The following is a 13730-nucleotide window of genomic DNA, read 5'->3' on the forward strand; positions in this document are numbered from 1 at the left end:
TTTTGTTATTTACGTGTTAAAACATCGTCGATCATGCCATACTTTTTCGCTTCCTCCGCAGTCATCCAGAAATCACGGTCGCCATCGCGCTCGATCTCCTCATAGGGTCTACCTGAATGATCCGAGATTATGGTGTACAGTTCTTTCTTAACCTTCAAGATCTCGCGAGCGGTAATCTCGATGTCTGAGGCCTGTCCTTGTACGCCGCCAAGCGGTTGATGGATCATTACACGGGAGTGCTTCAAGCCGAAACGTTTTCCCTTGGTTCCCGCCACCAATAAGACAGACGCCATAGAGGCGGCCATACCCGTACAAATCGTAGATACGTCGCTGGAAATAAACTGCATCGTGTCGTAAATGCCGTAGCCCGCATATACAGAGCCACCCGGCGAATTGATATAAATAGAGATGTCCTTTCCGGGATCACTGGAATCCAGATACAACAACTGCGCTTGAATCACGTTAGCGGTATAATCATCCACTTGCGTGCCCAAGAAAATAATACGGTCCATCATCAACCGAGAGAAGACATCCATTTGAGCGACATTCAGCTGTCGTTCCTCTATAATTGTCGGGGAGATATAGCTACTGGAGATGTTCATATAACTATCCAGAGCCGTACCACTCATACCTAAATGCTTTGTAGCATACTTTCTAAAATCTTCCATATTTTCTCCTATCTTTTATTTACCGAGAAGACGTAAAAAGGGATTTCCCTCTGTGACTTAACGGAAAAACAAAGTTATAAATAAATTTCTGAAAGAAACAATTTATTTCGCTATCCGCTAAGATATTTTTAGAGAGAAATCCCTTTTTTGATATAAAACAACCTCCTAAGAGGCCGAGTAAAGATCTTTTTATTCAAAAAGTTTGTTGAACTCGTCAGCGGTTACCTCCTTAACATCAAGTTCCACTTGCTCTTTCAACCAAGCAGCCAATTTCTCCTCAACCGCACGGTCGATGATGTTCTGAAGTGTTTGCTTATTTTTCAACATGTCTTTAGCGTAGTTGTCAAGTACATCTTCCGGTACAGACAACATGCCGTATTGAGCGAACTGAGCCTTAGCCACACGTTTAGCGAAGTTCTCGATGTCAGCGTCCTCAACCTTCAAGCCGTTCTTCTTAACCAAGTTCTCCTTGATCAACTGATATTTCAAATCCTGAAGGATCTGAGGGAAGTCCTCGTCGATCTTCTCTTTCGTATTCTTCTCGTTAGCGGCAAGCAACCAGCGTTTCAATAAATCGTCAGCGAAATTCAACTCGCCAGCTCTCTCAACCAACATATCACGAGTGTCTGTCAAGAACTTGAAGTCACTCTGAGGAGCGAATTGCTCAGCCAAAGCTTCCTTGATCTTGTTCTTGAACTCTTCCTCGCTAGTAACCACGTTCTCGCCAAATACCTTGTCGAACAACTCTTGGTTCATCTCAGCATCTTTATGACGGGTGATCTCCTTGATCTCGAAGCTGAAGTCGCCTGTAGTCTCAGCCACTTTCTCCTTATCGATCTTCAAGAAAGAAGCGATCTCTGCCTCAGCACCCTCATAAGCCTTATTCGGGTTGAATACCACTACGGCATTTACTTTAGCACCGATAAACTTAGCTTTTTCTTCCTCATCCTTGATATACATAGGCATCAAGACAGCGTCCTCCACAACGATACCACCTTCTTTCGGGGCACCATTCTCAAGCTCGGCTACCGTACCTTTTACCATATCTTTTTCCTCAACCTCGTCTACCTTGTCGTAAGAACCGAAGTTTGAGCGATAAGCGTTTACTTGGTTATTTAGCATTTCTTCATCGATAGCGACTTGATAGAACGGAAGTTTATCGTTCTTGCTCAACTCGATATTGATCTCCGGAGCCAAAGCCACGTCAAAACAGAATTCGAAATCCTCTTCCTTATCGAAATCCAACGGCTTTTGCTCTGTCTCGTTAGGCATCGGCTCGCCTAAGATATGCAAATCGTTCTCACGGATATACTTGAACAGATTCTCAGAAACTAATTTGTTTATCTCCTCTACCAGCACGTGCTTTCCGTACATTTTTTTAACCATGCCCATAGGAACCATGCCCTTACGGAAACCCGGTACATTGGCTTTCTGACGAAGGCTACGCAGGCTCTTGTCTACCTGATCAGCATAGTCAGCTTTCACTATTTCTAATTTCACGATACCGCTTACGGCATCATTGTTTTTAAGCGAAACGTTCATTCTGAATGATTTATTTAATTAATAGTCGTATCGAATTTTAGGTCGCAAAATTAGACTTATTCTTTTAATCGTGCAAATTTTGATCTGTTTTTATTCTTTTGTTTATATTTGGCGGCAATTATTTACCCTTTGAATGAATCATTATGAGAATAAAAGGAATATATGCTACCCGTCCGGCGGTAATCCAACTTTTGATCCTCCTGCTATTCTTATTGGCTGGAGCCGTTTTATCATCTATTATATCCACGGGCTTATTACTCGCGACCCACGGTTTACAGACTGATATAACCCAAGACGCTAATTTAATGAGGCTCATTCAGTTCATCTCGGCGATCTGTACCTTTTTGCTACCATCTATCGCCATGGCTTGGACATGTAGTGACAATCCCCGCCATTATCTATCAGTCAAGAAAATCACAGACGGCAGGATCTGGATTCTCACCTTAGTTTGCATGTTCTTATTTTCTCCGGTTATCAATTTGCTAGGATTGCTCAACAAGCAGATGGAGTTACCCGCGTTTATGGCTCCTATCGAGGAATGGATGCGGGCGCAAGAAACCCTCGCCGAACAACTGACGACGATCCTGTTATCCAGCGATAGCGTTTGGGTAATCCTGGCCAACCTTATCGTTATCGCCGTTACGGCCGGGATAACCGAGGAGTTCCTGTTCAGAGGAGCCTTGCAACGAGTGATCGGGAAATGGACCTCCAACCCTCATACGATCATATGGGTCGCCGCCATACTATTTAGCGCCTTCCATTTACAATTTTACGGATTCTTGCCCCGGATGATACTCGGAGCCTATTTCGGCTATCTACTCTATTGGAGCAAGAGCATCTGGATACCGGTGTTCGCCCACTTTGTCAATAATGCTTTCGCCGTAATAGGGATGTCGGACAGTCGTCTCAAGGATAACGAGTTTATCACAGGCAATATTCCCGCCGAGCATCTTTTGGACTTTTGTCTTATCGCCGCCTTATCTTTCCTGCTGTTCATACTGGTAAACAGGCGATTGAAACGGCTGCTATAAGTCTTTCTTACGCAGCACGAAGTCTTTTCCCAAATATTTCTCGCGCACGATCTCGTTCTCGGCTAGTTGTTCGGCGGTTCCTTGGAAAAGGACTTTTCCCTCGAACAAAAGATAGGCCCGGTCACAAATACTCAATGTCTCGTACACATTGTGGTCGGTAATCAAGATTCCGATATTCTTATGTTTCAAGCGAGCTACGATTGTCTGGATATCTTGTACGGCGATCGGGTCTACACCGGCAAAAGGCTCATCCAACATAATGAACTTCGGATCGATCGCCAGACAGCGGGCAATCTCCGCACGACGCCGCTCTCCACCCGAAAGCTGGTCTCCCAAGTTTTTACGAACCTTATTCAAACCGAACTCTGAAATCAAGCTTTCCAGTTTCTCTTTTTGGTACTCAACGCTACGTCCCGTCATCTCCAAGACCGAGCGGATATTATCTTCCACCGTCATTTTCCGGAAAATCGAAGCCTCTTGCGCCAGATAGCCAATGCCGTTGCGAGCCCGCTTATAGACCGGGAATTTCGTAATCTCCATGTCATTCAAGAAGATCTTACCCTCGTTAGGAGTGACCAAACCTACTGTCATATAAAAGGTGGTCGTCTTTCCCGCTCCGTTCGGACCAAGCAAACCAACGATCTCCCCTTGTTTCACGTTAATCGATACATGATTCACGACCGTACGAGTCCTATATTTCTTTACCAAGTCCTCCGTACGGAGCACCATTCGTTGTTCGTCTGACATAAGCTACTTAAAAATTTAACGCGAATGTACGTGATAATCCGCAGATCTACATCACATACATTCGCAAAAAAGCGATAAGAGAATTTAATAACTCCACTCAGATTGCCACTCGATCACGGGTTGCTCCCCCTCGAATCGGATAGGAAGCCAGATATAACGTCCGTCTATAGCGTTCTCCGGAGTCCAACGATCTCCCATATAAATAAAGCGATCCGCATGGCCGGGTACAGGCAATACGTACGTGCTCTGAGAATAAAACGACACCTCCGAGTTCTCTCCCCTAAACGGATTTTCCAATTCCTTCCAAGGTCCCCAAATCGAGGAAGCGACCGCCGATCGTCCCGCATTCGGAGCCCAGCCCGTACAGCCGGACATAATCAAATAATATTTCCCCTTCTGTTTGAACAAGGCTGGAGCTTCCATGAAACGCCCCGGGAAGAAACGGGCGTACTTACCGGAATAACTCGTATAATCATCGGTCAGCTGCGATATATGCAAGGTACTATTCTCTTCCGAGGAATAAATATGATAAGCGATGCCATCGTCATCCACGAAAAGGTTCATATCCCTAGCCATTTGTCCGGAGATCTGGTCACGCCCCAATAAATTCAAGCTATCCGGATGGGCTGGTAACTCTCCACCGCTAAAACGTAGATCTGCGGAAAGCGTACAAGGTTGCTTATGTAGTTCCTGTACATTAACCGGCCAAAAACCGGCATTCGGACGGAAAGCGTTTACGAACGAGTAAGGCCCCGCCACGTTTTTACTGACAGCCACTCCACTCAATGCTCCCGAATAGCCAGCACCTCTCGGCTCTAAATGAAACCACATTACATATTGATCATTCTTTTTATTATAAATCACTTTCGGACGCTCCAACACGCATCCCTTAGCAATATGGCTCGTCGTATCATCCGGCACGACCGATAAGGCGATTCCCTCGTCTTTCCAATTATATAAATCTTTCGACGAATAGCAATGAACGCCTACTTGAGCCAGATTTCCAGCCGAGCCCTCCGTTTTATGCTCACCAAACCAATAATAAGTATCCCCGACCCGTAGAATACCGCCACCATGAGCGTTTATATGTACCCCTTTATCATCCGGCCAAACTTCCCCCGGCTTAAAAGAAAGATCCTTCCGCTGGCAAGCCACACATAAACACAGCAAGCCGATCACTCCTAAAAGAATTCGCTTCATAAAAGTATTTTTTAGTATTTAAGAAAGCAAACATAGTTAAAAAAGAGGGATGTGGCAAACTTTAATACCATAGGATTTACAAATAAAACCAATCTTGTTTCTAAGATGTTATATGGTTATTAGTGGATTTTACGCTATCTTTGCAAATTGAAATCAGAAATTTATCAAGATAAAAATGAATAAAGCATTACACAGAATGGGTGAGTATACCCTACTGATGATGAAGAGTATAACACTTCCAGACCGGTGGAGTATGTTCTTTAAGCAATTGATCAAAGAGATATACAAGCTAGGCGTGGATTCTCTTTGGATTGTCATAATCATCTCGGTCTTTATCGGTACGGTTATCGCTATCCAGATCTCCTTGAATATCAGTTCCCCCTTGATTCCTAAGTTTACGATCGGCTATACCACCCGTGAGATTATCTTGCTGGAATTCTCTTCCTCTATCATGGCACTCATCCTAGCGGGTAAAGTAGGCAGTAATATCGCCTCCGAGATCGGAACCATGCGAGTCACCGAGCAGATAGACGCCATGGAAATCATGGGTGTTAATTCCGCCAATTTCTTGATCCTTCCGAAAATGCTCGGTTTGATGATCTTTATTCCGGTATTGGTTATCTTCAGTATGTTCACCGGTATCATGGGCGGCATATTCGCCAGTTACTCAACGAGTACGGGAATGACTCCTTCCTCGTTCGAGTACGGTTTGCAATTCTACTTCAACGAGTTTTACATTTGGTATTCTATTATCAAATCCGTAGTATATGCGTTCATCATCTCATCCATCGCCGCCTATTTTGGCTATAACGTAAAGGGAGGCGCCCTAGAGGTAGGTAAGGCAAGTACGAATGCCGTGGTCATGAGCAGTATCATGATTTTACTTGCCGACGTAATATTAACCCATTTAATGCTTACTTAAAAATGATCGAAGTTAAGAATATAACGAAGTCTTTCGATGGACGTGTCGTCTTGAAAGATATAAGTACGACGTTCGAGGATGGTAAGACGAATCTGATCATCGGACGAAGCGGTTCGGGTAAAACGGTAATGATCAAGAATATCATCGGGTTAATGAAACCTGATACCGGACAGATATTATACGACGGCAGAGACTTGATCACGATGAACAAGCATGAGTTAAATATGCTGCGTCGGGAAATGGGTATGTTGTTCCAAGGTTCCGCTTTATTCGACAGCATGACGGTAATGGAAAACGTAATGTTTCCTTTAGATATGTTCTCTAAAGACTCAACGAAAGAGCGCAGGAAACGTGCGGAATTCTGTTTGGAACGTGTAAACCTGTCCGAGGCCGGACATCTATATCCTTCCGAGATCAGTGGAGGTATGATGAAACGTGCCGCCATCGCAAGAGCGATCTCCCTAAATCCTAAATACCTGTTCTGCGATGAGCCGAACTCCGGACTGGACCCCAAGACTTCTCTATTGATCGATGATTTGATTCACGACATTACGGTGGAGTACAATATGACGACCGTTATCAATACCCACGACATGAACTCCGTGATGAATATTGGTGATAATATCATCTTTATTAAGGAAGGCGTGAAGGAATGGCAAGGAACAAAAGAGCAGGTAATCACCTCTAATAACCAAGCATTGAACGATTTCATCTTTGCGTCCGACCTGTTCAGGAAAGTAAAAGAAGTAGAAATGCTCCAAGAGGAAGGGTAAGTTAACATACTTGGCAAAGTATCTTAACTTCATCGGCTAAGTATCTTAACTTAAATGGCAAAGTATCTTAACATACTTCGCCATTTAAGCCAGCTTACTTTTTCCACTTATTTTTTATAGACCAAACACGTCCTTGATCTTATCTGCATAATCCAATTTCTCCCATGTGAATAACTCCACATCACAAGTAACCGGCTTCTGCAAATAACGGGAAGAGAATGTCTTCGTCACCGTCTGGGGTTTGCGTCCCATATGACCATAAGAAGCGGTCTCGAAATAAATCGGGTTACGCAATTTCAAACGCTCCTCGATCGCTTTCGGACGCATATCGAAGATATCCCAGATCTTAGCGGCGATCTCTCCGTCTGTCATATTCACCTTCGCACGGCCAAAAGTATTCACGAAAATATTCATCGGTTTAGCCACACCGATCGCATAAGACACCTGTACCAGCATCTCATCCGCCACACCGGCAGCAACCATATTCTTAGCGATATGACGAGCGGCATAAGCAGCCGAACGGTCTACCTTAGAAGGGTCCTTTCCAGAGAAAGCACCACCGCCATGAGCACCTTTGCCACCGTATGTATCCACGATGATCTTACGGCCGGTCAAACCGGTATCACCGTGAGGACCACCGATCACGAACTTACCGGTCGGGTTCACGTGATAAATGATATTATCATTAAACAAAGCCTGTACATGAGCCGGATATTGAGCCTTCACACGAGGTATCAATATCTTCTTCACGTCTAAGGCAATCCTCTTTTGCATAGCCTCATCCGCTTCCTTCTGTGAAATACCTTTCGGACCGATAAACTCATCATGCTGCGTGGATACCACAATCGTATCGATACGCAACGGCTTACCGTTATCATCGTATTCAATCGTAACCTGACTCTTAGCGTCCGGACGTAAATAAGGCATCAAATCCGGTTCTTCCTTACGGATCTTCGCCAATTCCCATAATAAACTATGAGATAAGTCCAACGCCAAAGGCATGTAATTCTCAGTCTCATTAGTAGCATAACCGAACATCATACCTTGGTCGCCGGCACCCTGCTCATAGGGATCCGCACGCTCTACGCCACGGTTGATGTCGCCACTCTGCTCATGGATAGAAGAGAACACACCACATGATTTCGCTTCAAACTGGTACTCGCTTTTCGTGTAACCAATCTTCTCGATCACGCCACGTGCCACTTCCTGCACATCCACATACGCACTTGATTTAACTTCTCCAGCCAAGACAACCTGTCCGGTTGTAACAAGGGTTTCGCAAGCAACTTTCGAATTCTTGTCATACGCCAAGAACTCATCCAGCAAAGCATCCGATATTTGATCGGCTACTTTATCGGGGTGCCCTTCAGACACCGATTCGGAGGTGAATAAATAACTCATCGTTTTAAATTGAAAAGATTACTAATCTACAACTGAATTGAACTTGGAAGGATTTTTCTGCCGGACGGCAACGAAAAGGATATGTTTTTAGCATTTTTTCCCGTGGTTGCAAGCAATACAAATCTATCCACGTCAATTCATTCGCAAAGATACGCAATAATTGAGAATTGAAAGTTGAAAATTGAAAATTATTTCTTCTTTTTGGAATTACGTAAGGCTTTTTTATATTTAAAACCGGCCTTCCATTTCGCTGAATCAGAGCCATGTGTCCCTTTCAGGAAATCAGAGAACTTGATTTTCTTGTCATTCGGATCTTCCGCTTCGCCTTTCGCTTTCTTGAAAACGATCCCTTGCGTCATCGCTTTATTAATTTCTTTATTCATAACTCAAATCTCGTAGTTCATAATTAAAACTTATAATTCGGATAAAAGTTCACGCATCGTCTTGCCAAACACAGGATGTTTCACCAACGGAGCTACTTCTGCCAACGGTTCCATAACAAACGACCGTTTGTGCATCAGAGGGTGCGGTAGCGTCAGCCGCTCCGTATGCAGGATTTGCTCATCCACCATTAACAGATCGATATCGATGATACGGTCATGATACACACCGTCACTTTTTTCGATACGTCCCATCTCGATCTCGATCAAACGGGTAGCGTCTAATAATTCCATAGGGGAAAGTTCCGTCGTCATAACGATCACGGCGTTCAAGAAAGTGTTGTCCGATTCAAATCCCCAAGGCTCCGTCTCATACATATCAGAAAGGGCAAGAACATCTCCCACCCTTTCAGCCAACAGCGCCGCCGCTGTCACCAAATTTCCTCGTTTATTGCCTACGTTCGTACCTAATCCAAGGTAAGCTGTCGCCATAGAAACCGGATTAAAGGATTAGCATAGCGTCGCCGTAAGCACCGAAACGATATTTCTCTTTCAAAGCGATATCGTAAGCGTCCATGATCAACTCATAACCACCGAAAGAAGCTGTCATCATCAATAATGTAGACAACGGCATGTGGAAATTTGTCACCATGCTGGTAGCCACGCTGAAATCATACGGAGGGAAGATAAACTTATTCGTCCAGCCCTCGAACTCTTTCAGATGACCATCCGTACTTACAGCCGTCTCGATCGCACGCATCACGGAAGTTCCGACAGCACAAACCTTGTGCCCCTCATCCTTTCCCTTGTTCACGATATCCACTACATCGGCATTTACGACCATTTGCTCAGAATCCATCTTATGCTTTGTCAAATCTTCCACGTCGATCTCACGGAAATTACCCAAGCCCGAATGCAATGTCAAGAAAGCGAACTGGCAATCCTTGATCTCCAAACGTTTCATCAACTCACGGCTAAAATGCAATCCCGCGGCAGGAGCCACAACCGCACCTTCTTCCGCAGCGAAAATATTCTGATAACGATCCTCGTCTTCCGGTTCCACCTCACGTTCGATATACTTAGGCAGCGGAGTCTCGCCCAAGGCATACAAAGCCTTCTTAAACTCGTCGTGGTTCCCGTCATATAAGAAACGGAGCGTACGACCACGCGAAGTCGTATTATCAATTACCTCCGCGACCATGGAATCATCCTCGCCAAAGTATAACTTATTACCGATACGGATCTTACGAGCCGGATCCACCAATACGTCCCACAAACGTAAGTCCTCGTTCAGCTCGCGCAACAAGAACACCTCGATACGCGCCCCTGTTTTCTCCTTGTTACCGTACAAGCGAGCGGGGAACACTTTCGTGTTATTAAAGATAAACACGTCACCTTTTCCATAATAGTCTAGAATATCCTTGAATTCGCGATGCTCGATCTCACCTGTATCACGATGAACGACCATCAACCTCGACTCATCTCTGTTCTTCGCCGGATGTAAAGCGATTAATTCCGACGGTAAGTTAAATTTGAATTTCGAAAGCTTCATAATGCACTCTATTTATTTTTCTTCTTCTATTTTTACCACATTCTTCTCTAAGAAATCATCGATCTCCTCCGGAGACATACACATATCCAAGGTTACCTCTCCGATGCGAGTCCGTTCCAATCCAATCAAATGAGCGCCAGAATCCAGGGCCTTCCCGATATCACGAGCCAACGCACGAATATAGGTACCTTTGCTACATACCACCCGTATCTTTATAACAGGCAAATCGCACTCCAGCAACTCCAGTTCGTCTATAACCAATGTCTTGGATTTTAGTTCAACCTCCTCTCCTTTCCGGGCTAGCTCATAAGCACGTTTACCTTCGATTTTGCAAGCGGAGAACACCGGGGGAATCTGTTGGATCGTACCCACGAATGTCTTTAAAACCTCCTCCACGAGCTCACGGGTTATATGTTCCGTGGGATACACGGCGTCTATCTCTTTCTCCAAATCGAAAGACGGGGTAGTCTCTCCCAACTTCAACGTAGCGATATATTCCTTCGTCTGATATTGAAACTCATCGATCCGCTTCGTAGCCCTTCCGGTACAAACGATCATCACACCTGTAGCCAAGGGATCCAGTGTCCCCGCATGTCCAACTTTAATCTTCTTTACCTTCAGTTTCCGACTTAGCTTATAGCGAAATTTATTAACTAGGTCAAAAGAAGTCCACGTTAGCGGTTTATTAAAATATAAAATCTCTCCAGCTATAAAATCCATTCTTTATTTCAGTAATGTACAAGCAATTGTCACCAATCCCGCGATCGCGCAATAGATAGCGAAATAAATCAGTTTCCCCTTTTTCACGATGTTGATCATCCATTTACAGGCCACGCAACCGGAAACAAAAGCGGCCACGAAACCTACCGCTAATGATAATGCGGGAATGCTCCCGGCCACATCTTCACCTTTCACCATCTTCATCACATCCAACAACGCCTCTCCCAAGATCGGAGGTATTACCATCAAGAAAGAGAACTGGGCTAGTTTCGCCTTATTATTTCCCAATAACAAACCGGTAGCGATCGTTGATCCGGAACGTGACAAACCCGGCATCACGGCGCAAGCCTGAGCCAGCCCGATAATAAAAGCGTCTTTCATCGAGATCGACTCTTTCTGGCGTGGTTTGGCATAATACGAAAATGCCAGCAAAGCCGCCGTCAATAGCAGCATACAACCAACGACCAATAAACCTGATCCAAAGATTTGTTCTACCGTATCTTTAAAGAATACCCCAACGATCCCGATCGGAATCATGGAAATCAAGATATTAATCACATACTTCGTCTCCGCGTTCATCTGAAATTTAAACAAACCACGGAATATCCAATCGATTTCCTTCCATAAAACCACTAACGTACTGAATACGGTCGCCACATGCACGACGATCGTAAACGCAAGATTCTCCTCTCCCTCTATACCAAACAAAGCTGAGCCAATCGCTAAATGACCGCTACTGCTCACCGGCAGATATTCGGTCAATCCCTGTACGATACCCAGTATCAAGGCCTCAAACCAACTCATTCTGTTACTTCTTTATCTTTGCTATTCTTCAAGATTCCAAAAATCATCATCACGAAACCAATAACCGTAACCACCGGAGCTACCACGATACGGCGGGCGCTGAATATATCGGGATTGAACGTATTATCCCCGGAACCTCCACCACTCATCAATATGAAACCAAGCACGATGCAGGCAACCGCTACCGCAATCAGTATAAAATTCTCTTTTCCGAAAGCAAAATCTCTTTTAGCCATCTTTCTCAACTCTTTATTATTCGTACATTAAATATAATACAACTTATCGACCCCCATCCGCAAATATTTATTCACGGCAAAAATGGTCGCGATCACGGACAAGACAATACCTAAAGCAAACACTGCCACATAAACCAATAATAATGTTTGCATATCCAATATCTGGATAAAACCTTTCAATTCATTTTGCAAATAATATAACGCTCCGGTTAGCATCAATATTGCCAAGATAGAGGCGAAAATGCCACTTACTATGTTATATTTCACAAAAGGCCTACGTATAAAGCCGGAAGTAGCCCCCACTAGCTTCATCGTATGAATTAAGAATCGTTTGGAATAAATCAACAGGCGAATCGTATTACTGATCAACACGAACGAGATAATCATCAGTACCGCAGCCAAGGTTAGCAGGATCAAGCCCAACCGCTTCATATTATTATGGACCATCTCCATCATATCCTTTCGGTAAAGCAGCTCCGAGACCGACGTATAGTTTCTAATCTTCTTCTCTATCACTTGGAGGCTATCGGGGTTGGCGTACTCCGAATGCAGTTTCACCTCAATCGAGGCCTGTAAAGGGTTAAAGCCTAAGAAGGTTTCCGGATTCTCGCCCAGTTCTTCTTCCAACTCTTTCGCGGCTTGCTCTTTCGATATATACTCGGTTGATTTTATAAAAGGAAGAGCATCCAAGCTCTTCTGCATTTTCTTTATCTCAGTTTCTTTTTGGTTATCTTTCAGCACGATGGAGAAAGATAAGTTCTCTTTCACATAAACGGAGAGTTTATTACCCAACATCCCTATCAATAGAATGAGTCCTAGCAAGAATAGTACCAAGGAGATACTAATAACAGACGTAAGCCGGGAGTTAAAGAAAGAAACAGAACTAACTTTTTTATTTTCAGCCATCAGACTCTCACTTATTAACGTTAAATAAATTAAGGAGATGCGTACAGAGAACACACCTCCCAATTTTCTTGCAAAAGAACGAATAAAATAAGTAAGCCGAAAGGGTTTTAGAATATTTAACCTCTACAACTCTAACAAAGGCCATTCGTACATATACAATATATAGATTATTTCTGATTGAATACCAAGTCCAACCCTTGACTTCTATAGAATCCGAAACGGGTATCACTTGATATAAGCGGTAGATGTTCCGTTATGGCATGCGCAATAATTACGTGGTCTGAGGGATCTTTGTGTCCCTGCGCCTCATTGATCTCCATATGCGCATACGTTTGCATATGTTCTTTTTTCAATGGCAATATTTTCACATAAAACTCCTTTTCTATGGCGACGATCATCGCTTCTGCCGACTTCCATCGTTTAGAACACAGTCCTTTATTTCGATAAGCGACAATCAGCTCACGTACGGACTCGGCACTTATATAAAGAAGGGTTTCCGGTTCTTGGATAATAGCATCTATATCCCTATTTAGATATTCGGGATCAGATGCCATATATACAAAAATATTCGTGTCAATGAGATATCGCATTTACAGTAAAAATTTAGGGTCATTTACAATCAGACTTCCCTTTAACCGCTGCATAGCTTCCCATGTCTTACTTACCTTTCTTTTTCCAGTCTTCGCCACAGTTGTTTTAGTTTTGGCATTTTCTTCCTTTTTCTTTTCTTCATTTTTTTCCATAAGGCTTTCTGTTTTAATTTTCTATGATACAAAGATAACGTTTTATTTAATTATATCAGAACAAAAACAGATAAAGTAAAGCTTATAGGATAAAAAAGAAGACCG

Annotated in this window: 17 protein-coding genes; 3 read left to right on the plus strand and 14 right to left on the minus strand. The window is 43.7% G+C overall.

The features are described 5' to 3' along the window. Window positions 1-5: 5 nt before the first annotated feature. Together clpP and tig are read right to left on the minus strand one after the other, a co-directional pair. Entirely contained in the window at window positions 6-668 is a 663-nt protein-coding gene (clpP, locus tag ACYIA1_RS12665) for an ATP-dependent Clp endopeptidase proteolytic subunit ClpP (RefSeq protein WP_005853931.1), read from the minus strand. 189 nt (window positions 669-857) lie between these two features. Then, window positions 858-2210 (minus strand): trigger factor, encoded by a 1353-nt coding sequence (gene tig / locus ACYIA1_RS12670; RefSeq protein WP_005853929.1) that lies wholly within the window; start codon window positions 2208-2210, stop codon window positions 858-860. A 143-nt stretch (window positions 2211-2353) separates the two neighbouring features. Here tig and ACYIA1_RS12675 point away from each other — a divergent pair, with 143 nt between their 5' ends. After that, the gene (locus ACYIA1_RS12675) at window positions 2354-3241 is read left to right on the plus strand and encodes a CPBP family intramembrane glutamic endopeptidase (protein ID WP_480335439.1); all 888 of its coding nucleotides are present in this window, start codon (window positions 2354-2356) and stop codon (window positions 3239-3241) included. On the opposite strand, the gene lptB is transcribed toward ACYIA1_RS12675, so the two are convergent. Together lptB and ACYIA1_RS12685 are read right to left on the minus strand one after the other, a co-directional pair. Further along, on the minus strand, window positions 3236-3988 hold the full coding sequence (lptB, locus tag ACYIA1_RS12680) for an LPS export ABC transporter ATP-binding protein (RefSeq protein WP_005853924.1): 753 nt from the start codon (window positions 3986-3988) through the stop codon (window positions 3236-3238). The two genes, ACYIA1_RS12675 and lptB, sit on opposite strands and share 6 nt — an antisense overlap. A gap of 84 nt (window positions 3989-4072) precedes the next feature. Then, complete coding sequence (locus ACYIA1_RS12685) at window positions 4073-5188, minus strand: glycoside hydrolase family 43 protein (RefSeq protein WP_036618449.1); 1116 nt, start codon at window positions 5186-5188, stop codon at window positions 4073-4075. Window positions 5189-5363: 175 nt separating this feature from the next. Between ACYIA1_RS12685 and ACYIA1_RS12690 the strand changes: the two genes are divergently transcribed. Next, the gene (locus tag ACYIA1_RS12690) at window positions 5364-6110 is read left to right on the plus strand and encodes an MlaE family ABC transporter permease (RefSeq protein ID WP_008773770.1); all 747 of its coding nucleotides are present in this window, start codon (window positions 5364-5366) and stop codon (window positions 6108-6110) included. A gap of 2 nt (window positions 6111-6112) precedes the next feature. After that, complete coding sequence (locus ACYIA1_RS12695; protein WP_005853918.1) at window positions 6113-6883, plus strand: ABC transporter ATP-binding protein; 771 nt, start codon at window positions 6113-6115, stop codon at window positions 6881-6883. Between the two features lie 114 nt (window positions 6884-6997). Here the strand turns inward: ACYIA1_RS12695 and metK are convergent, their stop codons facing one another. From metK to ACYIA1_RS12745, 10 genes are all read right to left on the minus strand, one after another. Further along, the gene (metK, locus tag ACYIA1_RS12700; protein ID WP_005867099.1) at window positions 6998-8284 is read right to left on the minus strand and encodes a methionine adenosyltransferase; all 1287 of its coding nucleotides are present in this window, start codon (window positions 8282-8284) and stop codon (window positions 6998-7000) included. 188 nt (window positions 8285-8472) lie between these two features. Further along, window positions 8473-8667: a hypothetical protein gene (locus ACYIA1_RS12705; protein ID WP_480335442.1), complete on the minus strand. Its 195-nt coding sequence runs from the start codon at window positions 8665-8667 to the stop codon at window positions 8473-8475. Window positions 8668-8697: 30 nt separating this feature from the next. Continuing rightward, entirely contained in the window at window positions 8698-9156 is a 459-nt protein-coding gene (folK, locus tag ACYIA1_RS12710) for a 2-amino-4-hydroxy-6-hydroxymethyldihydropteridine diphosphokinase (RefSeq protein ID WP_087342365.1), read from the minus strand. Window positions 9157-9166: 10 nt separating this feature from the next. Next, window positions 9167-10216: a tRNA preQ1(34) S-adenosylmethionine ribosyltransferase-isomerase QueA gene (gene queA / locus ACYIA1_RS12715; RefSeq protein WP_005853911.1), complete on the minus strand. Its 1050-nt coding sequence runs from the start codon at window positions 10214-10216 to the stop codon at window positions 9167-9169. 12 nt (window positions 10217-10228) lie between these two features. Then, window positions 10229-10936: a tRNA pseudouridine(55) synthase TruB gene (gene truB / locus ACYIA1_RS12720; protein WP_005867095.1), complete on the minus strand. Its 708-nt coding sequence runs from the start codon at window positions 10934-10936 to the stop codon at window positions 10229-10231. Between the two features lie 3 nt (window positions 10937-10939). Continuing rightward, window positions 10940-11740, minus strand: coding sequence for an undecaprenyl-diphosphate phosphatase (locus ACYIA1_RS12725; RefSeq protein WP_005867094.1), 801 nt, complete (start codon window positions 11738-11740; stop codon window positions 10940-10942). After that, on the minus strand, window positions 11737-11976 hold the full coding sequence (locus tag ACYIA1_RS12730; protein ID WP_005853907.1) for a DUF3098 domain-containing protein: 240 nt from the start codon (window positions 11974-11976) through the stop codon (window positions 11737-11739). Before ACYIA1_RS12730 ends, ACYIA1_RS12725 begins: the two co-directional genes overlap by 4 nt. Window positions 11977-12003: 27 nt before the next feature. After that, window positions 12004-12882 (minus strand): cell division protein FtsX, encoded by an 879-nt coding sequence (locus ACYIA1_RS12735; RefSeq protein ID WP_005853905.1) that lies wholly within the window; start codon window positions 12880-12882, stop codon window positions 12004-12006. 167 nt (window positions 12883-13049) lie between these two features. Further along, window positions 13050-13472, minus strand: coding sequence for a type II toxin-antitoxin system VapC family toxin (locus ACYIA1_RS12740; RefSeq protein WP_005867093.1), 423 nt, complete (start codon window positions 13470-13472; stop codon window positions 13050-13052). After that, entirely contained in the window at window positions 13473-13625 is a 153-nt protein-coding gene (locus tag ACYIA1_RS12745; RefSeq protein WP_005853901.1) for a hypothetical protein, read from the minus strand. Window positions 13626-13730 lie beyond the last annotated feature (105 nt).

It is taken from the genome of Parabacteroides sp. KHUB-02, from assembly GCF_056640955.1.